This is a genomic window from Actinorhabdospora filicis, from assembly GCF_030269765.1.
In the GTDB taxonomy this organism is placed as follows: domain Bacteria; phylum Actinomycetota; class Actinomycetes; order Mycobacteriales; family Micromonosporaceae; genus Actinorhabdospora; species Actinorhabdospora filicis.
In genome coordinates, this window is record NZ_BSTX01000003.1 from 16,604 (window position 1) to 36,305 (window position 19,702).

At 72.3% G+C, this 19,702-nt stretch carries 21 protein-coding genes and 2 pseudogenes; 14 read left to right on the forward strand and 9 right to left on the reverse strand.

What is annotated here, in order from left to right; genetic code table 11:
- Positions 1-55 precede the first annotated feature (55 nt).
- Together QSK10_RS20400 and rpsT are read left to right on the forward strand one after the other, a co-directional pair.
- The gene (locus QSK10_RS20400) at positions 56-1,027 is read left to right on the forward strand and encodes a phosphotransferase (protein ID WP_285664504.1); all 972 of its coding nucleotides are present in this window, start codon (positions 56-58) and stop codon (positions 1,025-1,027) included.
- 125 nt (positions 1,028-1,152) lie between these two features.
- Positions 1,153-1,422: a 30S ribosomal protein S20 gene (rpsT, locus tag QSK10_RS20405; RefSeq protein ID WP_285664505.1), complete on the forward strand. Its 270-nt coding sequence runs from the start codon at positions 1,153-1,155 to the stop codon at positions 1,420-1,422.
- 99 nt (positions 1,423-1,521) lie between these two features.
- Here rpsT and QSK10_RS20410 read toward each other — a convergent pair whose 3' ends face one another.
- Positions 1,522-2,337: an MBL fold metallo-hydrolase gene (locus QSK10_RS20410; protein ID WP_285664506.1), complete on the reverse strand. Its 816-nt coding sequence runs from the start codon at positions 2,335-2,337 to the stop codon at positions 1,522-1,524.
- Between the two features lie 37 nt (positions 2,338-2,374).
- Here QSK10_RS20410 and QSK10_RS20415 point away from each other — a divergent pair, with 37 nt between their 5' ends.
- A complete protein-coding gene (locus tag QSK10_RS20415; protein WP_285664507.1) occupies positions 2,375-3,001 on the forward strand; it encodes an MOSC domain-containing protein in 627 nt (208 codons plus the stop codon).
- Here the strand turns inward: QSK10_RS20415 and QSK10_RS20420 are convergent.
- Positions 2,949-3,470: an Lrp/AsnC family transcriptional regulator gene (locus QSK10_RS20420; RefSeq protein ID WP_285664508.1), complete on the reverse strand. Its 522-nt coding sequence runs from the start codon at positions 3,468-3,470 to the stop codon at positions 2,949-2,951. The two genes, QSK10_RS20415 and QSK10_RS20420, sit on opposite strands and share 53 nt — an antisense overlap.
- A 59-nt stretch (positions 3,471-3,529) precedes the next feature.
- Between QSK10_RS20420 and QSK10_RS20425 the strand changes: the two genes are divergently transcribed.
- Positions 3,530-4,681 (forward strand): trans-sulfuration enzyme family protein, encoded by a 1,152-nt coding sequence (locus tag QSK10_RS20425; protein ID WP_285664509.1) that lies wholly within the window; start codon positions 3,530-3,532, stop codon positions 4,679-4,681.
- Between the two features lie 49 nt (positions 4,682-4,730).
- Here the strand turns inward: QSK10_RS20425 and QSK10_RS20430 are convergent, their stop codons facing one another.
- On the reverse strand, positions 4,731-5,573 hold the full coding sequence (locus QSK10_RS20430; protein ID WP_285664510.1) for a VldE C-terminal domain-containing protein: 843 nt from the start codon (positions 5,571-5,573) through the stop codon (positions 4,731-4,733).
- A 36-nt stretch (positions 5,574-5,609) separates the two neighbouring features.
- Complete coding sequence (locus QSK10_RS20435; protein ID WP_285664511.1) at positions 5,610-6,410, reverse strand: enoyl-CoA hydratase-related protein; 801 nt, start codon at positions 6,408-6,410, stop codon at positions 5,610-5,612.
- Between QSK10_RS20435 and hemW the strand changes: the two genes are divergently transcribed.
- From hemW to dnaJ, 4 genes are all read left to right on the forward strand, one after another.
- Positions 6,375-7,649, forward strand: coding sequence for a radical SAM family heme chaperone HemW (gene hemW / locus QSK10_RS20440; protein ID WP_285664512.1), 1,275 nt, complete (start codon positions 6,375-6,377; stop codon positions 7,647-7,649). The two genes, QSK10_RS20435 and hemW, sit on opposite strands and share 36 nt — an antisense overlap.
- A 32-nt stretch (positions 7,650-7,681) precedes the next feature.
- Positions 7,682-8,833, forward strand: coding sequence for a CapA family protein (locus QSK10_RS20445; RefSeq protein WP_285664513.1), 1,152 nt, complete (start codon positions 7,682-7,684; stop codon positions 8,831-8,833).
- 89 nt (positions 8,834-8,922) lie between these two features.
- Positions 8,923-9,945: a heat-inducible transcriptional repressor HrcA gene (gene hrcA, locus QSK10_RS20450; RefSeq protein WP_285664515.1), complete on the forward strand. Its 1,023-nt coding sequence runs from the start codon at positions 8,923-8,925 to the stop codon at positions 9,943-9,945.
- A 49-nt stretch (positions 9,946-9,994) separates the two neighbouring features.
- Positions 9,995-11,146 carry a molecular chaperone DnaJ gene (gene dnaJ / locus QSK10_RS20455; RefSeq protein WP_285665388.1) on the forward strand — a complete coding sequence of 384 codons (1,152 nt, stop codon included), beginning with the start codon at positions 9,995-9,997 and terminating at the stop codon, positions 11,144-11,146.
- A gap of 259 nt (positions 11,147-11,405) precedes the next feature.
- On the opposite strand, the gene QSK10_RS20460 is transcribed toward dnaJ, so the two are convergent.
- From QSK10_RS20460 to QSK10_RS20470, 3 genes are read right to left on the reverse strand one after another with little or no spacing between them, the layout of a single operon-like run.
- A complete protein-coding gene (locus QSK10_RS20460; RefSeq protein WP_285664516.1) occupies positions 11,406-12,527 on the reverse strand; it encodes a hypothetical protein in 1,122 nt (373 codons plus the stop codon).
- Positions 12,524-12,865 carry a hypothetical protein gene (locus QSK10_RS20465; protein ID WP_285664517.1) on the reverse strand — a complete coding sequence of 114 codons (342 nt, stop codon included), beginning with the start codon at positions 12,863-12,865 and terminating at the stop codon, positions 12,524-12,526. Before QSK10_RS20465 ends, QSK10_RS20460 begins: the two co-directional genes overlap by 4 nt.
- Positions 12,862-13,218, reverse strand: coding sequence for a YbaB/EbfC family nucleoid-associated protein (locus tag QSK10_RS20470; RefSeq protein ID WP_285664518.1), 357 nt, complete (start codon positions 13,216-13,218; stop codon positions 12,862-12,864). The genes QSK10_RS20465 and QSK10_RS20470 overlap by 4 nt, the downstream gene beginning before the upstream one ends.
- Positions 13,219-13,430: 212 nt before the next feature.
- On the opposite strand from QSK10_RS20470, the gene QSK10_RS20475 reads away from it, so the two are divergent.
- On the forward strand, positions 13,431-14,108 hold the full coding sequence (locus tag QSK10_RS20475; protein WP_285664519.1) for a type 1 glutamine amidotransferase domain-containing protein: 678 nt from the start codon (positions 13,431-13,433) through the stop codon (positions 14,106-14,108).
- A gap of 21 nt (positions 14,109-14,129) precedes the next feature.
- On the opposite strand, the gene QSK10_RS20480 is transcribed toward QSK10_RS20475, so the two are convergent.
- Positions 14,130-14,855, reverse strand: coding sequence for a 16S rRNA (uracil(1498)-N(3))-methyltransferase (locus tag QSK10_RS20480; protein WP_285664521.1), 726 nt, complete (start codon positions 14,853-14,855; stop codon positions 14,130-14,132).
- Positions 14,856-14,884: 29 nt separating this feature from the next.
- Here QSK10_RS20480 and QSK10_RS20485 point away from each other — a divergent pair, with 29 nt between their 5' ends.
- Positions 14,885-15,349: a group II truncated hemoglobin gene (locus tag QSK10_RS20485; RefSeq protein WP_285664522.1), complete on the forward strand. Its 465-nt coding sequence runs from the start codon at positions 14,885-14,887 to the stop codon at positions 15,347-15,349.
- 322 nt (positions 15,350-15,671) lie between these two features.
- On the opposite strand, the gene QSK10_RS20490 is transcribed toward QSK10_RS20485, so the two are convergent.
- Positions 15,672-16,553 carry an alpha/beta fold hydrolase gene (locus QSK10_RS20490; RefSeq protein ID WP_285664523.1) on the reverse strand — a complete coding sequence of 294 codons (882 nt, stop codon included), beginning with the start codon at positions 16,551-16,553 and terminating at the stop codon, positions 15,672-15,674.
- Positions 16,554-16,651: 98 nt separating this feature from the next.
- Between QSK10_RS20490 and QSK10_RS20495 the strand changes: the two genes are divergently transcribed.
- The 4 genes and pseudogenes from QSK10_RS20495 to QSK10_RS20510 all read left to right on the forward strand — a co-directional run.
- A complete protein-coding gene (locus tag QSK10_RS20495) occupies positions 16,652-17,260 on the forward strand; it encodes a TetR/AcrR family transcriptional regulator (RefSeq protein ID WP_285664524.1) in 609 nt (202 codons plus the stop codon).
- Between the two features lie 56 nt (positions 17,261-17,316).
- On the forward strand, positions 17,317-17,661 hold the full coding sequence (locus QSK10_RS20500; RefSeq protein ID WP_285664525.1) for an HIT domain-containing protein: 345 nt from the start codon (positions 17,317-17,319) through the stop codon (positions 17,659-17,661).
- A gap of 177 nt (positions 17,662-17,838) precedes the next feature.
- Positions 17,839-18,540 (forward strand): annotated as a pseudogene (locus tag QSK10_RS20505) (PhoH family protein); the annotation flags it as partial.
- A gap of 789 nt (positions 18,541-19,329) precedes the next feature.
- Positions 19,330-19,692: pseudogene (locus QSK10_RS20510) on the forward strand (PhoH family protein); the annotation flags it as partial.
- Between the last annotated feature and the right edge of the window lie 10 nt (positions 19,693-19,702).

Genomic DNA, 19,702 nt, shown 5'->3' on the forward strand with positions numbered 1-19,702 from the left:
GATCACCGGGAATGCGGTGGCGGTCAAAGCGCGGCGGGTGCCACCATCGTGACCCATGAGCACCGTCACCGGCGACTCGGTTCCCTATGACCGGACCGCGCAGCGTCCCGCCTTCGAGACCCTCCCGGAGTTCGTGCGGGACACGATCCGCGCCGCCCTCGGCGATGAGATCATCTCCGTCGCGCTCGCCGGATCGGGCTTCACCAGCGGATTCGCCGGTGTGGTCACCGCGGCCAACGGGCGCTCTCTGTTCGTGAAGGCCGCCGGGCCCGACAAACCGTCGGTCCTGGGATCCTACCGCCGGGAGCGCGAGATCAACGCGGCCCTGCCCGCCGGGCTGCCCGCGCCGGGCCTGGAGTTCGCCACCGAGCTCGGCGGCTGGATCGTGCTCGGGTTCGCCACCGTCGTCGGGCGCGCGCCCGCCCTGCCCATGTCGCCCGCCGACGTGACGTCGATGCTGGACGCCTGGGCGCGCGCGGCGGAGCTGCTCGCGCCCGTCTCCGACGCGTTCCGCTCGGTCGGCATCCGCACCCTCGAAGAGGACGCCGGTGACCAGTTCCACGGTTTCGCGGAGATGGCCTCGGGACTGTCCACGCCCGCGCCGGGCGTGCCCGTGGAGCGCCTGGCCGACCTGGCGGCGATGGAGGCGGGTGTCTTCGACGCCGTCCGCGCCGATGCCGTCACCCACGGCGACCTGCGCCCCGACAACATGATCGTCACCGGTTCCGGGTCCCTCATCTGCGACTGGAACTGGCCCACGATCGCCGCTCCCTGGTTCGACACCGTGTTCTTCCTGGTGACCGCGCGGGGTGACGGGCACGACGCCGACTCGCTGTTCTTCGCCCACCCCACGGCGGCGGGCGTCACCGGGGACCAGCTCGACGCGGTGCTGGCCGCGGCGGCCGGTTACTATCTGGACCGGGCGCGGCGAGACCCCTTCCCGGGGTCCTCTCCCCACCTTCAGCCCCATCGGCGCTGGAGCGGTGAGGCGGCCCTGGCCTGGCTGGCCTCTCGGCACGGCTGGTAAGCTTGCCGCTTGTGCGTGAGACGGCTGTGTCCTCTCCATGCGCCCAAGGACAGTGTCGACGGAAAGTTCCGCAGGCACTTTGACATTTGTTGAATGCGGAACGAATCGAGACCGAGGCTTCCAACGTGGCGAACATCAAGTCCCAGATCAAGCGCAACCGGCAGAACGAGAAGGCCCGGCTGCGCAACAAGGCCGTGAAGTCGTCGCTGAAGACCGCCATCCGGAAGTTCCGCGAGGCTGTCGACGCCGGTGACCACACCACCGCCCAGGCGCACGCCAAGGCCGCCAGCCGCGCGCTGGACAAGGCCGCCAGCAAGGGCATCATCCACAAGAACCAGGCCGCCAACCGCAAGTCGTCGATCGACAAGGTCGCCAACGGGCTCGGCGCCGAGTAGTTCTCGGGATACGGCTCTACTGAGCTTTGAAAAAGGCCCCGCCATCGGCGGGGCCTTTTTCGTGTCCTCGTGCCTGGGCCGGCCCGGGTGTGATCGCGCCTACGCCGCGCCCAGCGCCGAGACGGCCACGAACGGCTCGCCCAGGTGCGGGGTCGCCAGGGTCGCGTCCATGTCGCGCAGCTCGTTCAGCAGGCGGACGCGGGAGTCGCGGGCCACGTCCTCGTTGATCTCGTGGGAGTAGCCCATGCCCGGGTACAGCAGCTGGATCGCGTGGACCAGCAGGTCGCCGGTGACCGCGACCAGGTCCTCGCCGTCGCGGACGAGGACCGACTGGTGCCCGGGAGTGTGCCCGGGGGTGGCCACGACCCGGACGGGCCCGGCGAGGCGCTTGTCACCGTCGATGGCCCACAGCTGCCCGTTCTCGCGCAGCGGCCGCAGCAGGAGGTCGTCCAGGCGCGGGTTGAGGGAGGCCACGGCGTCCACGTCGCCCTTGCCGATGACGTAGCGGGCCGAGGGGAAGAATGGCTTGCCCTCCACCACGGCCCACCCGACGTGGTCGGTGTGCAGGTGGGTCAGGACGACGGTGTCGATGTCGGCCGGGGCGATCCCGGCCTTCTCCAGCTCGCCCGGCAGCACGCCGGGGACGGGCGCCCAGGTGGCGGCGGGTGAGCCGGCCGGGCCGATGCCGGCGTCGATGAGGATGACGCGGCCGTCGGGCAGGCGCACCGCGAAGGCGCGGAAGTTCAGCCACCAGCGGCCGTCCTCCGTCACGGCCGCGGGATCGAAGGCGTCGGCGGCGGCCCACTGTTCGGGGGTCGCCGAGGGGAAGGCGGTGGCGCGGGGCGCGAAGAAGGGACCGGCCCCGTCTTCGAGGGCGATGATCTCGGTCGCGCCCAGGCGTCTGATCACAGGCATGGCGTGACATTAATCGGCGGCCGGTTAGCGTGTGCGCATGAGGCTTGAGACGGTGAACCTGGGTGTGGAGCGGACCGGCGAGTGGGCGGGGAGCCTGAAGCGGACCGGGATCGACAAGCGTCCCGCCGGGGGACGGGTGATGCTGCGGCGCCTGGGCGTCGACGGCGACGTGATCATCGACATGAAGAACCACGGCGGCGAGGACCAGGCCGTCTACGCCTACGCGCGCGAGGACGCCGCGTGGTGGGCGAAGGAGCTGGACCGCGAGATCGCCCCCGGCGGTTTCGGCGAGAACCTCTCCACCAGCGGGCTCGACATCACCGGCGCGCTCATCGGCGAGCGGTGGGCGATCGGGGACGCGGTGGTCGAGGTGGCCAGTGTGCGGATTCCGTGCCGGACCTTCGCGGGGTTCTGGGACGTCAAGGACCTCATCAAGCGCTTCACCAACCGCGCGGTGCCGGGCGCGTACCTGCGGGTGATCGAGGAGGGCGCGGTGGGCGCCGGTGACGCCATCGAGGTGGTGCACCGTCCCGTGGAGCACGATCTGACCGTGGGTGAGCTGTTCCGGGCGCTGACCACCGAGCCGGAGCTGCTGCCGAAGGTGCTGACGGCTAGCGCGGTCGCGGCGAACGTGCGGGAGAAGGCGGAGAAGCGCGTGGGCTGACCGGTGGCAGGAGGGGCGGGCCGTCCCACTGCTCGAAGATCAGGTTGGTGTGGACGTGGGAGACCTCCGGCCGCGCGGTGAACTCGTCGAGGACGAGGCGCTGGAGGTCGCCGACGCCGGGTACGGCCACGTGCACGAGGAAGTCGTCGGGTCCGGCGAGGTGGAAGACGGCGCGGACCTCGGGCAGCGCGCGGGCGTGGGCGACGAACTCGGCGACGAGGGGCCGCCGGTGGGGCTGGACGCGCACGGCGATGAAGGCCTGGAGGGGGCGGCCGAGGGCGCCGGCGTCGAGGCGGACGGTGTAGCCGGTGATGACCCCGGCGTCGCGCAGGCGGCGGACGCGGTCCAGGCACGTCGAGGGCGCCAGGTGGACCGCGGCGGCCAGGTCGCGGTTGGTGATCCGCGCGTCGTTCTGCAGAACGCGGAGAATACGCAGGTCGACCGTGTCCAGGGGCACGTTTTCGGGCATGGGCCGAACGATATCCGGCGTGGGCCCGGTGTGGCCGGTGGAGTGGCCAGACTGCCGCCATGACGCAGACCCATGGTTTCGCCACCCGTGCCGTGCACGCCGGGCGGGACGATCTCGCCGAGCTCGGTGTGCACGCGGTGCCCATCGACCTGTCCACCACCTATCCGGCCGTCGACTGCGCGCTGGAGGCGGCGCGCATCGAGGAGTTCGCCGCCGGGCGCCAGCCCGAGGGCTCGCCGATCTACCAGCGCCTGCACAACCCGACGGTGGCGCGTTTCGAGGCCGCGCTGGCCGAGCTGGAGGGCGCGGAGGCGGGTGTGGCCTTCGCCTCGGGCATGGCGGCGATGAGCGCGTGCCTGCTGGCGGTCGCGGCGGCGGGCAAGCCGCACGTGGTCGCCGTCCGGCCGCTGTACGGGGGTTCGGACCACCTGCTCGGCAGCGGGCTGCTGGGCACGTCGGTGACGTGGGTGGACGCCGATGGTGTGGCCGGTGCGATCCGTCCCGACACCGGGCTGGTGGTCGTGGAGACCCCGGCGAACCCGACGCTGACCGAGCTGGACCTGGCGGAGCTGTCGCGGGCGGCGGGTGCGGTCCCGCTGCTGGCGGACAACACCTTCGCCACGCCGGTGCTGCAGCGGCCCATCGAGCACGGGGCCTCGATCGTGCTGCACTCGGCGACGAAGTTCCTGGGCGGGCACGGCGACGTGCTCGGCGGGATCGTGGCCTGTGACGAGGCCTTCGCGCGGCGGGTCCGGCAGATCCGGGTCGCCACCGGCGGGATCATGCATCCCCTGGCGGCGTACCTGCTGGTGCGGGGGCTGTCGACGCTGCCGGTGCGGGTGAAGGCGGCGCAGGCGAGCGCGCACGAGCTGGCGCTGCGGCTGCGGGAGCACCCGGCGGTCGGCGAGGTCCACTATCCGGGGCTGGCCGAGGGCCGTCCGGGGCAGATGAGCGGTGGGGGCGCGCTGGTGGCCTTCGCCACGCCGAACGCGGCGAAGGTGGTGGCGGCGGTGGAGCTGATCACGCCCGCGGTGAGCCTGGGCAGTGTCGACACCCTCATTCAGCACCCGTCGTCGCTGACGCACCGGGTGGTGGGGGAGGCCGACCGGCACGCGGGCGGCATCGGTGAGGACCTGCTGCGGATCTCGGTGGGCCTGGAGGACGTCGAGGACCTGTGGGCGGACCTGGCGCAGGCCCTGGACCGCTCCTGAGACGCGCGACGGCCCCGGCTTGAGCCGGGGCCGTCGTCACGAGCGCGGGTCAGGCCGCTTCGCCTACCGCGGCGATGACGACCTTGTCGGTGGCGTCCTCGCCTTCGGCTTCGTTCCATTCGCCGGAGGAGGCGGTCCACTCGCGTCCGGCGTAGACCACGCGGGAGACGCCCAGGTCGCCGGCGTGGGCGACCAGCCAGTGGGCGGTCTGCCAGCCGTGCGCGCCGTCGACGCGGATGGTGGTGCCGTCGGTCTCCACGTCCAGCTCCGACCAGTCCAGGTCCAGCGCGCCGGTGACGGCGGCGACGGCGGCGGGGCCGGTGAGGTCGTTCTGCTTGACGCGGCAGGCCACGGCGGCGTCGACCTGGCCGCGCAGGGCGTCGGTGAGGGTCTGGGCCTCGTCGGCCCACTGCTCGTAGGCGTCGGGGTAGGCCGAGCGCTGGACGGCCTGGGCGGCGTCGGTGACGCGCATGTCCTCCCAGTCCTCGACCTTCTTGAGGGCCTGGAAGAACTTCTTCGTGGCGTAGCGCGGGTCCTGGATCTGCTCCGGTGTGCCCCAGCCCTGGCTGGGACGCTGCTGGAACAGCCCGAGTGAGTCGCGGTCGCCGTGCTCGATGTTCTCCAGCCGCGACTCCTGGAACGCCGTCGCCAGCGCGACGACGACGGCCCGGTCGGGCATGTCCATCGCGGTGGCCACGGCGGTGATGGTGGCCGCGTTGGACGCCTGCGTCAGGTCGACGCGCAGTGTGCTCTGGTCGGCGCCGGTCATCGTGCAGGACGCCGCCTGGAACGGGTTGGGGATCTCGGCGTCCATGATCCGGGCGACGACATAGCCGCCGCCGGCCACGGCGGCCACGGCGAGCAGCGCCGTCAGCACGTGCTTGGCGCGCATCGGCGGCACCTCCTCGTCAGTTGGGTCTCATCGAGGTTACGGCTCGGCAACAACCGGCGGCATCCACCGGGGGTCCCGACGTTCGCGGAAGGCCGCCACACCCTCGCGGCCCTCCTCCGACAGGAAGAACGCGGCGGACTCGGCGGCGAGTTCGCTCAGCTCGGCGCGGATATCGGTGTCGTGTCTGCGCCGCAGCAGTGCCTTGGCTCCGGACAGGGCCCCGGGGGCGCCCTTGACCAGCGCGGACACATAGTTCATGACCGTGGTGTCGAGTTCGGAGGGCGGGACGGCGCGGGTGACCAGACCCACACTCGCCGCGCGGTATCCGTCGAAGACCTCGCCGGTCAGATACAGCTCGGCGGCCGCGCGCGGCGACAGGCGGCGCAGCACGGTCGCCGAGATCACCGCCGGGATCACGCCGAGGCGGACCTCGCTGAAGGCGAAGGTGGAGTCGGTGCGGCAGACGGCGATGTCGGCGGCGGCGATCAGGCCCAGGCCGCCGGCGCGGGCGGGGCCGCCGACCTTGGCCACGATCGGCTTGGGGTGCTCCCACAGGGCCGCCAGCAGGTCCACCAGCTTGGCGGCCGGTACCTGCCCGGCCTCGCGCGCGGCGGCGGTCTCGGTGAGGTCGGCGCCGGAGCAGAAGACCGTCCCGGTGTGGTCGAGGACGACGACGCGCGCGTCATCGTCGGTGGCGGCGTCGTCGAGGGCGGACAGGAACTGCTCCATCAGCGGCGTCGACAGCGCGTTGCGGTTGTGGTCGCTGTCGAGGGTGATGGTCGCCACCCCATTTGTGGTGGTATGGCGGACGAGCTGGCTGGGTGTGTCAGTCGGCATGCCCGTACGCTAGCGCCCGTGCCTGGAGTACTGCCGGACGGTGAGCCGGTCCCCGCCACCGGTGAGCTTCCCGCCACCGCCCTCGCCCGCGCGGGTGAGCGCGGTTTCGGTGTGTACGTCCACATCCCCTTCTGCGCCTCGCGCTGCGGGTACTGCGACTTCAACACCTACACCGCCGCCGAGCTCGCCGGGGGTGTGACGCGCGAGTCGTACGCCGACCTGGTGCTCGCCGAGATCGCGCTGTCCAAACGCGTGCTGGACGGCGTCAAGGCGCCCGTCGAGACGGTGTTCTTCGGCGGCGGGACGCCCACGCTGCTCCCGGCCGCCGACCTGGGCCGCATCCTCCACGCCGTCGACGACGCCTTCGGGCTCGCGCCGGGCGCCGAGGTCACCACCGAGGCCAACCCCGAGTCGGTCGACCCGGCCTACCTGCGCGAACTGCGCGCCGCCGGGTTCACGCGCGTGTCGCTGGGCATGCAGTCGGCCGCGCGGCACGTCCTGGCGATCCTCGACCGCAAGCACACCCCCGGACGTGCCGTCGAGGCCGCCCGCGAGGCCCGCGAGGCCGGTTTCGAGCACGTCAACCTCGACCTGATCTACTCCACGCCCGGTGAGACCGCCGCCGACTGGGACGCCAGCCTGACCGCCGCCATCGGCGCCGGCGTCGACCACGTCTCGGCCTACTCCCTGATCGTGGAGGACGGCACCCGCCTGGCCGGGCGCGTCCGCCGCGGCGAGCTCGCCGTCCCCGACGACGACGTGGCCGCCGACCGCTACCTCGCCGCCGACGCCGCCCTGAGCGCCGCCGGGCTCGGCTGGTACGAGGTCTCCAACTGGGCCGCCTCGGAGGCCGCCCGCTGCCGCCACAACCTCCTGTACTGGCGCGGCGGCGACTGGTGGGGCTACGGGCCCGGCGCGCACAGCCACGTCGGGGGCGTCCGCTGGTGGAACGCCCGCCACCCCTCGGCCTACGCCGCCAGGCTCGCCGAGGGCGCCTCGCCCGGGCACGGCCGCGAGCTGCTGAGCGCCGAAGATGAATACATCGAGGACGTGCTGTTGCGAATCCGTCTCGCAGAGGGACTGCCGGTATCGTCATTGCGTGCGCCGGGTCGCCACGCGGCTACGCTCGCGGCGGCCGACGGACTTCTGGACTCCGCCGCGCTCGCCGACGGACGCGCGGTGCTGACCTTGCGCGGACGGCTGCTGGCCGACGCGGTGGTCCGAGACCTGCTGCCCTGATCCCCCGGGCGGCCCGCCCGAACAGGATCACGATGGCACGACGAAGACCCCGGCACGCCGCCCCTCCCCGCTTCGACCCCCGCCTGCTGGGAGTCACCCTGCTGGCGGCCGTCATCGCCGCCGCCGGTGCCGCCACCGTCATCCTGGTGCCCGCCCGGGACGCCTCGATCCGGCCGGGCGCGGCGATCGCGCCCACCGCGTCGGTCACCCCCGAGTCGGCCGCGCCGCCGACCATCACCATCACCGGTACCGGCGACATCATCATGGGCTCGGCCCCCGACCGGCTGCCGGCCGAGCCGGAGGGCTTCTTCGACGCCGTCGCCCCCGCCCTGGCCGGTGACCTGCTGTCGGGCAACTTCGAGGGCGCGCTCACCGAGATCGCCAAGTCCGGCAAGTGCGGTGACCCGCCGGTGGCCAACTGTGACGCGTTCCGGATGCCGCCGGAGTACGCGCGCGTCATCGCCGAGGCCGGTTTCGACGTGGTCAACCTGGCCAACAACCACACCCTCGACTACGGCACCGACGGCCTGGCCGACACCCGCGAGGCCTTCAGCGCGGCGGGTGTGGAGTACACCGGGATGCGCGGCCAGTACGCCGAGCTGACCTTCGAGGGCGTGCGCGTGGCGGTCCTGGGCGTCTCGCCCTACTCGTGGTCGCAGGACGTCCACGACATCGAGGGCACCGCCGCGCTGGTCGAGGCCGCCGGTGAGCGCAATGACCTCGTCGTGGTGAACATGCAGGCCGGGGGAGAGGGCCGCGACCGGGACCACGTGGTGCGCGGCGAGGAGACCTTCCTCGGGGAGAACCGCGGGGACGTGGTGCGCTTCGCGCACGCCGTCATCGACGCCGGGGCCGACCTCGTCCTGGGGCACGGGCCGCACGTGCTGCGCGGCATGGAGTTCTACAAGGGCCGCCTCATCGCCTACAGCCTGGGCAACTTCGCCGGGTACCGGGTGCTGGCCACCGAGGGCAACCGCGGGATCGGTGCCACGGTGAGTGTGACGTTGGCCATCGACGGCACGTGGGTCGACGGCGTCCTGCACGCGACGCGGATGACCGCCGACGGGCGCCCGGCGCTCGACCCGGACAACACCGCCCATGAGCTGTCCAACCGTCTCTCGCGCGACGACTTCGCCGGGACGGCGGCGCTGGTGACCGAAGGTGGCCGCATCACTCCGCCGTGATCGAGGGGGCGAACTGTCGCCGAACGCCAGTAGACTGGCACTCAATTGAGCCGAGTGCCAGGGCGAACGCGTGAGGAGGGCGGCTCCCGATGCCGATGGATGAGCGCAAGCTCGCGATTCTGCGCGCCATCGTCCAGGACTACGTCGAGACCCAGGAACCCGTCGGGAGCAAGTCGCTCGTGGAGCGGCACAACCTGCGGGTGTCGTCGGCCACCGTCCGCAACGACATGGCGGTCCTGGAGGAAGAGGGCTACATCCATCAGCCCCACACCTCCGCCGGGCGCGTGCCCACCGACAAGGGCTACCGGTTGTTCGTCGACCGGCTCAGCCAGGTCAAGCCGCTCTCGATCGCCGAGCGGCGCGCCGTCCACCGCTTCCTCGACGGCGCCCTCGACCTCGACGACGTCGTCCACCGGACCGTGCGGCTGCTGGCGCAGCTGACCCGGCAGGTCGCCGTCGTGCAGTACCCGAGCCTGTCGCGCAGCCGCGTCCGGCACCTGGAGCTGATCCCGCTGACCGGCAGCCGGCTCATGCTCGTCATGATCACCGACACCGGGCGCGTCGAGCAGCGCCTGGTGGAACTGCCCGGGCAGGTCGGCGAGGACGACGTGCTGGCCATGCGCCGCTTCATCAACGAGAAGCTCTCCGGCGCGCGCCTCACCGAGACCCCCGTGCTGATCCAGACGATGCTGGACGAGGTCGCGCTCACCCTGCGCCCGGCCATGACCAGCCTGTCCACGGTGCTCCTGGAGACCCTGGTCGAACACCGCGAGGAACGCATCGCGCTGGCCGGGACCGCCAACCTCACCCGGCACGCCCTCGACTTCGCCGGGTCGCTGCGGCCTATCCTCGAAGCGCTGGAGGAGGAGGTCATCCTCCTCAAGCTCCTCGGCGAGGTGGACACCTCCGCCGCCCTGCACATCCGCATCGGAGACGAGAACGAGATCGCCGGACTGCGCGCGACCTCCGTGGTCAGCAGCGGCTACGGCCCCGCCGGGGACGTGGTCGGCGGACTCGGCGTCCTCGGACCCACCCGGATGGACTACCCCGGCACCATCGCGGCGGTCCGCGCCGTCGCGCGGTACGTCGGCGAGGTCCTCGCCCAGAACTGACCCGTTCCATGTATTACCCGTTTGAGCTGTTGAGGCGATGAGAGCACACGTGGCCAAGGACTATTACGGCATTCTCGGCGTGGCCAAGGACGCGACCCCGGACCAGCTGAAGAAGGCTTACCGGAAGCTCGCGCGGGAGTTCCACCCCGACGTGAACCCCAGCCCGGAGGCGCAGGAGAAGTTCAAGGACATCAACGCCGCCTTCGAGGTGCTCTCCGATCCGCAGAAGCGGCAGATCGTGGACCTCGGCGGCGATCCTCTCGCGCCCGGTGGCGGCGGGATGGGCGGCGCGGGTGGCGCCGGTCCCTTCATGGACTTCCAGGACATCATGGACGCCTTCTTCGGGGCGGCCGGCGGCCCGATGGGCGGCGCCCGGCGGGGTCCGCGCTCGCGGACGCGCCCGGGCTCCGACGCGATCCTGCGCCTGGACCTGGACCTGGAGGAGGCCGCCTTCGGGCTGGAGTCCCCCATCACCGTCGACACCGCCGTGGTGTGCGGCACGTGTGAGGGCTCGGGCGCGGCGGCCGGGTCGTCCCCGGTCACCTGCGACACCTGCGACGGGTCCGGCGAGGTCCAGTCGGTGCAGCGCACGATCCTGGGCCAGATGGTCACCTCGCGGCCGTGCGCGACCTGCTCCGGCTACGGCACGATCATCCCCAACCCGTGCGCGAAGTGCGCCGGGGACGGCCGCGTGCGCACCCGCACGACGCTGACGGTGAAGATCCCCGCCGGTGTCGAGGACGGCATGCGCATCCGCCTGGCCGGCAAGGGCGAGGTCGGCCCCGGCGGCGGTCCCGCCGGTGACCTCTACGTGGAGATCCACGAGCGCCAGCACGACGTGTTCACCCGCAAGGGCGACGACCTGCACTGCAAGATCAAGGTCCCGATGGTCGCGGCGGCCCTGGGCACCCGCATCACCCTCAAGACCCTCGACGGCGAGGAGTCGGTCGACGTCACGCCCGGCACGCAGCCCGGCTCGACCCTGCGCGTGCGCGGCAAGGGCGTCCCCCGCCTGCGCGGCGGCGGCGCGCGCGGCGACCTGTTCGTCCACCTCGACGTGCGCACGCCCACCAAGCTCGACCCCGAGCAGGAGGACCTGCTCAAGCGCCTGGCGCAGATGCGCGACGAGGAGGTCGTGGAGGTCCACCGCGGTGGCGGCGGGTTCTTCTCGCGCATGCGGGACGCGTTCAACGGCCACTGACATATCAACGGGCATAGCCCGCACGAGCGACGCGAGGACGGGGCGGCCGGGCCGCCCCGTTCGCGTATCCGGGCACGGGTCCCGGGGGGGTTTGGGGGAGGGGCGGGGGAGGGGCGGGGCATGGACGCGAACGGGCCGCGCGCTCTCGCGGGGGGCCTTCCCACCCGCCCCTCCTGACCGTGTGTCCCATGGGCTTCGCGGCGCCGCGGGATCTGAGCGGTCCATCTCTCGCGCGGAGCCTACGAAGAGGGTGTGACACCTACGGGTAGAAGTCCTCCACGGGCCCTGTGCCCCGCCACACCTTGATCTCCCGCAGTCCCCGGATCGGTGGGTGGAAGACCGCCTTGCGCAGGGCGTCGTCGCTGGTGCCGGGCGGGACGACGACCAGGATCCGGTCGGCCTGGATGTCGTGCGGGCCGGTGCCGACCTTGTCGAGGATCTCGCGGCGGAGGGTGTTGTGGTTGGTCCCGGCGACCGTGGCGTCCCAGTACTCGCCGTCGACGTCGGCGTCGGGTTTGCGGCCGTTGGCGCGCGGCGGCGGGCGCTGCGTGACGTCGTAGCCGTCCTCGGCCAGTTGCTTCAGCGCCTTGTTCTCCCAGGCCTTGTTCGGGTCGCCGAACTCCGGCTCGGGCGTGCCCTTCGGCTTGCGGTCGGGGTCGGGCGGCAGCGTCGGGCCGGTCTTGTCGGCCTCGGGCAGGCGCAGGACGTCGCGGGCGGCGTCGACGAGCCTGCGCAGGTTGCCCAGCAGCTTGATGAACTTGTCCAGCTGCTCGCGCAGGAGCTTGATGCGCGAGGCGACGGTGACCAGGAAACCGGCGATCAGCGCGGCGGCCGCGGCCAGCAGCGCCACCTTCACCGTCGGGCTCATGCCGCCGCGCTCGGCGATCCACTGCGGGATCTTGTGGATGAGCTCTCTGGCGGCCTTGGCGGCCAGCTCGAAGATCTGCTCGCGGATGTCGGCGGCGACCTCGCCGGTGGCCACCGCGATGTCGGCCATGGCCGCCGCGCCCGTGGTCAGGCCGTACAGGCCCTCGGCGTTGCGGGTCATGTACGTCTCGTAGGCGCTCGCGCCCTTGGACCCCCACAGGCCCGAGAGGTCCTGGAGGGACCGGGTCACCGAGCCGCCGATCTCCCCGGCCTGCCCGCCCACCGCGCGCCAGCGGTCGGCGTAGGCCTGGATGACCGCCGGGACGCCCTCCAGCTGCTCCAGCGGCCTGGTGAGCTTCTCGAACTTCACCATCACCCACGGGTACTTCGCGCGCAGCGCCGCGCCCGGGTCGGCGCGGTCGCCGAGGACGCCCAGGTTGGCGCCGTCCGGCTTGCCCAGGCCCATCCCGTTCAGCAGCGCGGCGATGTCGCCGCCCAGGTCGGCGGCGGTCACCGGCGCCTCCCCTTGCTCCTGCGCCCGAAGAAGGAACCGAGCGCGTCGAAGGCGCCGGCGTTGCCGCGCTCGGCGGCGGTGTAGGCCTCGACCACGCGCATCAGCGCCTCCGCCGCGGCCTCCAGGACCTCGGCGTAGGTCTCCAGGCCCGAGGCGAGGTCGGCGTCGATCGGGTCGAGCGCCTGCGCGAAGGGTTCGGGCATGCGCCCGTAGGCGCCGAGCGGCGTTCCCGCCGAGCGGCCCAGGTCCGCCTGCTCGCGGATCTGCCGGGCGCGCGTCCGGATCTGCCGGGCCTGCTCCTCGACGGCGTCGATGTCGACCCTGATGGCCCCCGTCATCGCCGCTCCTCCGGGTACCTCGCGCGGAACTCGCCCAGGATCTCGGCGCGGGTGGCGTCGTCCAGGCCCGGGACGCCTCTGGCCGCCGCCTCGACCTGCGCGGCGAGCTTCGCCTGGGCGGCGCGCATGGTGGCGAGGATGACGGCGGCCAGCTCGCCGGGCGTCCGGCGGGTGGCGTTGCGGCCGAGGACGAGGTCGGTCGGGACGCCGCCGGCGTCCACGGTCACCGTCGCCAGCCCGGCGGCGTCGGTGGCCGTCGCCCGCAGCGCGGTGACGCGTTCGGCGAGGTCTTCGAGGGCGGCGGCGTCGGCGCGCGCCGCGGTGAGGAGGTCGTCCTCCCAGTAGTCGGTCACGGCACGCTCCACCGGTCACTGTGGACGGTCGGCTCCGCCCGTGGCCGACGCTAGCCGAGCCGGGGGAGTTCGTGGGGGCGGCCGATATCGATGACTGTCGATAATGAAGGTTTATGTAATCGCTCTTCGATCGGGCGCGCCGATTTCGCCGTTCCGCCCCGCCCGCCGCCCGATCGGCGTTGGCTGGATCGGGTAACCCGAAAGGAGAAGAGATGACCAAGCACGTCCTCCTCGCGCTCACCAGCCACGCCAAGCTGGGCGACACCGGCCGTCCCACCGGGTACTACGTCGGCGAGGCCGCACACCCGGCGGCGATGTTCGCCAAGTTCGGCTACGAGATCGACTTCGTCTCGGTGGCCGGTGGCGCGCCGCCCGCCGACGGCGCCGAGGCCGACGACCCCGTGGTCAAGGCGTTCCTCGACGAGCCCGCCCTCCGCGCCAAACTCGCCGACACCCCCACCGCCGACACCCTCGACGCCGCCGACTACGACGCGATCCTCTACGTCGGCGGGCACGGCGCCATGTGGGACTTCCCGCACGCCCGGCCGCTCCTGCGGCTCGGCGGCGAGATCCACCAGCGCGGCGGCGTCGTCGGCGCCGTCTGCCACGGCCCGGCCGCCCTGACCGGCCTGCGCCTGCCCAATGGGACGCTGCTCGCCAAGGGCCGCGAGGTCGCCGGGTTCAGCAACGAGGAAGAAGAGGCCGTCGGGCTCACCGGCGTCGTCCCGTTCCTGCTGGAGGACCGGCTCACCGAGAAGGGCGCCCGCTACACCAAGGGCGAACCGTGGACGGTCCACGCCGTCGCCGACGACCGCCTGGTCACCGGGCAGAACCCCCAGTCGGCGACCCGGGTCGCCGAGCTGATGATCACCGCGCTCGGCGGGCACTGACCCCCTGGCGGCCCTCGGCGGTTACCAGCGTCCCAGCCGCACCGACAGCGCCGAGATCGCCGCCACCCCGGCGGTGGAGGTGCGCAGGACCTCGCGTCCCAGCCGCACCGGCGTCGCGCCCGCCGCGACGAACGCGTCCAGCTCCTCCGGCGTGACGCCCCCCTCCGGGCCCACCACCAGCAGCAGCCCGCCGGACTCGGGCAGCTTCACCGACGACAGCGACTCCGTCGCCTCCTCGTGCAGCACCAGGCACGGCGTCTCGCCGACCCTAGCGGCCAGCGCCTTCGTGGTGACCTGCGCCGGAACGTCCGGCACCCACGCCCGGCGGGCCTGCTTCGCCGCCTCCCGCGCCGTCGACACCCACTTCGCGTGCGCCTTGACGCCCCGATCGCCACGCCACTGCACGATCGAGCGCGCCGCCGCCCACGGCAGGATCACGTCGACCCCGACCTCCGTCATCGCCTGAACCGCCAGCTCACCCCGCTCACCCTTCGCCAGCCCCTGCGCCACCGTGATCAGCGGATCCGGGCGCTCCTCGAAGAACACCTCGTCCACCTGCAGCACCAGAGCACCCTTACGGACGTCCCGAACCGTCGTAGAACACGACCCCCCACGTCCATCGGCGAGCAGCACGCGCTCGCCCGACCGCAGCCGCTGCACGTCGGCGGCATGGCGTCCTTCCGGACCGTCAAGAAGGAAGGAACCGGACGATGGGAGTGTTTCGACCAGGAACAGCGGTGCGCTCATGACCGCGATTTTCCCAGGGAAGGGAACAGATGACCGAGCAGACCATCTACGAGTTCATCGGCGGGCGCGACAAGCTCGCCGAACTCGCCGAGGCCCACTACCGGCGCTGCACCACCGACCCCGAGCTGTCCAAGGTCTTCGGGACGACCCCGCGCCCCCAGCACGCCGCGCACCTCGCCGACTGGCTCACCGAGGTCTTCGGCGGGCCGGAGGTGTACACGGAGAAGCACGGAGGCCACCAGGCCCTCCTGCGCCACCACGCCGGCAAGCACATCCCCGAGGAGGCCCGCGCGGCCTTCGTGACCGCGTTCATCGCCGCCGCCGACGAGGTCGGCGTCAGCGACGACCCGCACCTGCGCAAACGCCTCGTCGCCTACCTGGAGTGGGGGACGGCGATCGCGAAGGACGTGTCGAACGTGGACGACCCGGAAGTGCTGGTCTCGGACCAGCCGGTGCCGAAGTGGGGCTGGCGGGACGAGGAGTCACCGGCTTAGGAGGCATAGGAGGGTTCGGCGGGGTGCCGGGCCGGATCTGGGTTTCGGGACCTCGGGCCCGGATCTCGGCAGCCGGGCCTCGGGCACCGGTATCGGCTTCCGCCGGCCGGCGTGGCCCGGCGGGCATGACCCGCGGGTGACCCGATCTGACCTGACGGCACGGCCCGGCCGGCCCGCGCCGGCGGGGCATGATCCGGGCGACCCCGGGTGACCTGGAGATACCCCGAGATACCTCACGAGACCGGTGAGACCCGGTGCGAGTCAGCGTGATCCGGCCGGTTCTCCCGGCGCGCTTCCCCGGCGCGGCGGGAGAACCGGCCACTCAGGCCGCGACCGGCTCATTGGCGCGGATGAAGCCCAGGATCTCCGGCATCACCACACCCGGCCGGTGGAACAGCAGGTCGTGGGCGGCGTCCTCGACGATCTCCACCCGCGAGTCGCCGATGTGGGCGAGGATCCGGTCGCGGGCCTCGAACGCCTTGCCGATGGGGCTCCTTCCGCCGAGGACGGCGAGTACCGGGACGCGAATGGCCGCCAGTTCCTCGTCGGGGAGGACGCGCGGCCACGGCAGGGTGGGGCGATATCCGCGCGCGGCACGTGAGAGACGGACCTCCAGTTCGGTCGGCGGCCGGTCGGGCATCGCCAGATCGCCGAAGCGGCGCAGGTTCTTCTCCGTCGGCCGCAGGCCCGCGCGCAGGAGCATCAGCAGGATCCGCCACGGCAGGCGCGTGAACGGCGTCGAGCCGTCGACGAACGTCGCGCTCGCCAGCCGCCGCGCGCCGCCGGTGACCGCCAGCGCGGTGTGCCAGGCGCCTTCGGAGTAGCCCATCACGTGGGCGCGAGCGACCCCGAGTCCGGCGAGTGTCTCGTCCAGCCAGGCGGCGAACTCGGCGGCGGTGGTGACCGGCGCGGTCTGCTCGCTGCGGCCGGGCGTCCCGATCGTGTCGGGCGCGATCACGGTCCGGTCGGTGGGCAGGTGCCCGATCAGCGGGTACCAGCACAGCCCGTTTCCGCCGAGCGGGGGCAGCAGCACCAGCGGCGTCGCCTCGCCCCGGCCGTGGAGATGGACCCGCGTCGTGCCGAAGCGGGTGGCGACGTCGGTGGACTCGGGTCGCCCCGGCCACAGTCGCTCCAGCTCGTCGTAGCACCGGAGGAACCCGGCTCGCGCCGATGCGCTGGTGAACTCTCCGACCCGTCGTGCCATCTCGGGCTCCTTCGCGTTTGGTGGTATGACCATACCACTTAAATGATATGGCCGTACCATGACGGACATCGGCTCGACGACGACGGAGGAGGCGGTCCGTGCCACGCTTGGCCGACCACGAGGTGAGACGCGGCCAGGTCATCGCCGCGGCACGGCGGGTGATCGTGCGCGGCGGTCTGGGCGCGGCCACGTTCCAGGCCGTCGCCGCCGAGGCCGGCATGTCGGTGCGCCTGGTGCAGTACTACTTCGGCACGAAGAAGGAGTTCCTGCTCGGCACCCTCGACGACGTCATCCGCGTGATCGCCGTCCGGTTCACCGAACAGCTCGGTGCCCTCGACGCCGAGCCCGATCCGCGTACCGCGCTGCGCACGATCGGGCGCGCGCTCCTGCCCTTGGACGACGTCCGCCGCGACGAGGCCCTGATCCTCACCGCCTACCAGGCCGCCCGGCTGATCGGCGACCCACCGGTTCCCGCCGAGACCCTCGCACCCAACCGGCTGCTCGTGCGGACCCTGGCCGCGCACGTCCACCGCGCTCGCGGCGGTGACCCGGGTGCCGCCGCCGCGAGCGAACTCGACGCCGAACTGCTCGCCACGCTGATCGTCGGCATGTCCCAGTCGCTGCTCGCCGGGGCGCTGTCGGCCGATGGGACGGCGGCGCTGCTCGACCACGCCGTCGACCGCGTGCTGGCGGCGGGGGAGCGGTGAACCCGGCCCGCCGGGTCCATCCCCCTTCGTCCCCCGGCGGCGGTAGCATCCCCGGCATGGCCGACTGTCTGTTCTGCCGCATCGTCGCCGGTGAGATTCCCGCGACCATCGCCCACGAGACGCCCTCCGCGCTCGTCTTCCACGACATCGCCCCGAAGGCGCCGGTGCATCTCCTGGCGATCCCGAAGGAGCATCACGAGGTGGCGGCCTCGGTCGCCGGGGCCGATCCGAAGCTGGCGGGCGAGGTGCTGGCCGCGGCCACCGAGGCGGCGGCGAAGGCGGGCCTGACCGGCGGGTACCGGCTCATCGCGAACACGGGCCCGGACAGCGGCATGGAGGTCGCGCACTTCCACGTGCACGTCCTCGGCGGGCGGCCGCTCGGGCCGATGCTGGCCGACTAGCCGGGCCACCCGAAGGCCGAGGGTGAACCCGGGCCCCGGTGAACAGAGTGACGGTCGGTAATTCCGTTCGACGGCACACGACCCCCCGGCGATAAGATGTACCTCCCAGACGAGCGACGGTCCTGCGCCGTCCCCGGTAGTGAGAGCAGGTGGCGGTAGGCCCCCGTGGCCGAGGCTATGTCCGAGCATTCGTCCTCCGCGACTCCCCCACAATCGCAGCTGAAGATCACCGTCGCGGAACCGCGGACGATGATGAGCCTGCTCGGATCCAATGACGAGATCCTCCGCTACCTTGAGCGCGCGCTGCGCGCCGACGTCCACGTCCGTGGCGACGAGATCACCATCTCCGGAACGCCCAAGGACAACTCCGACGCCGAGAAGCTCTTCAAGGAGCTCATCGCGGTCGTCGAGAAGGGCGAGACCCTCACCGTCGACATCGCCCGCCGCACCCTCGGCATGCTCGAAAAGTCCGTGGGCGGCGAGCGGCCCGCCGAGGTCCTAACGCTGAACATCCTGTCCCGGCGTGGGCGCACCATCCGCCCCAAGACCGTGGGCCAGAAGAACTACGTCGACGCCATCGACGAGCACACCATCGTGTTCGGCATCGGCCCGGCCGGTACCGGCAAGACGTACCTGGCCATGGCCAAGGCCGTGCAGGCGCTCCAGGCCAAGCAGGTCAGCCGCATCATCCTGACCCGCCCGGCCGTCGAGGCCGGTGAGCGCCTCGGCTACCTGCCCGGCACGCTGAACGAGAAGATCGACCCGTACCTGCGGCCGCTCTACGACGCGCTGCACGACATGGTCGACCCCGAGTCGATCCCGCGCCTGATGGCCAGCGGGACGATCGAGGTCGCGCCGCTGGCGTACATGCGCGGGCGCGCGCAGCCCGTCGACACCAAGGTCCTCACGCCGGAGGGCTGGCGGCCCATCGGCGAGCTGACCGTCGGCGACCTCGTCGTCGGCTCCAACGGTGAGCCGACGCCGGTGCTGGGCGTGTACCCGCAGGGCGTGAAGGAGACCTTCCGGGTCACCGCGCGCGACGGGGCGTCGGTGCTGGCCACCGGCGACCACCTGTGGGCCGTGGCCTCCGACGCCGAGGGCGAGCAGGTCCTCACCACCGCCGAGCTGGCCGCCGAGCCGGGTGCCTACCGTCTGCCGCTGCTGTCGGGGGCCGTGCGCTTCCCGTCGAAGCAGGTCCCGACCGACGCCTACGCCTTCGCGCTGTCGCTGGCGGTGGAGGCGCCCGTCCCGCTGATGCCGGGCGCGCCGCCGCAGACGACCCTCGACTTCACCCCGCACGGCTACCTGTACAACACGCCCTCGGTGCGGCACGCGTTCCTGCAGGGCCTGCTGGACGCCGACGGCGAGGCCGACGGCCCCGGCCTGGTCCGCTACAAGGGCGCCTCGCCGCGCCTGCGCGAGGACGTGGTCTTCCTGGCCCGCTCGCTGGGCGCGGTCACCGAGACCGACGGGGACGACCTGCTGGTGCGGCTGCCGGAGGCGTTCGCGCCGTTCCGCTCGGCCCGCAAGTCGCGCGGCTACACCGCCGGTGACGCACCTGTGCGGCACCTGGCGTCCATCACGGCCGAGGGCAGCGCGGAGGCGGTGTGCATCCAGGTCGCCGCGGCCGACTCCCTGTACGTGACCGAGGACTTCATCCTCACCCACAACACGCTCAATGACGCCTTCATCATTCTCGACGAAGCGCAGAACACCACCCCTGAGCAGATGAAGATGTTCCTGACCCGGCTCGGGTTCGGTTCGAAGGTGGTCGTCACCGGTGACGTCACCCAGATCGACCTGCCGGGAGCGGCGGTCAGCGGCCTGAAGGTCGTGCGCGACATCCTCGCCGACGTCGAGGACGTGCACTTCGCGACCCTGGGCAGCGCCGACGTCGTCCGGCACCGTCTCGTCGGCGACATCGTCGACGCCTACGCCAAGTGGGACGCCACCCACCGGCAGGAGGACGACGGCGACCAGGGACAGCATCGCCAGCGCCGCAACGACCGCCGCCCGCAGCAGCGGCACTGACCAGGGGGAA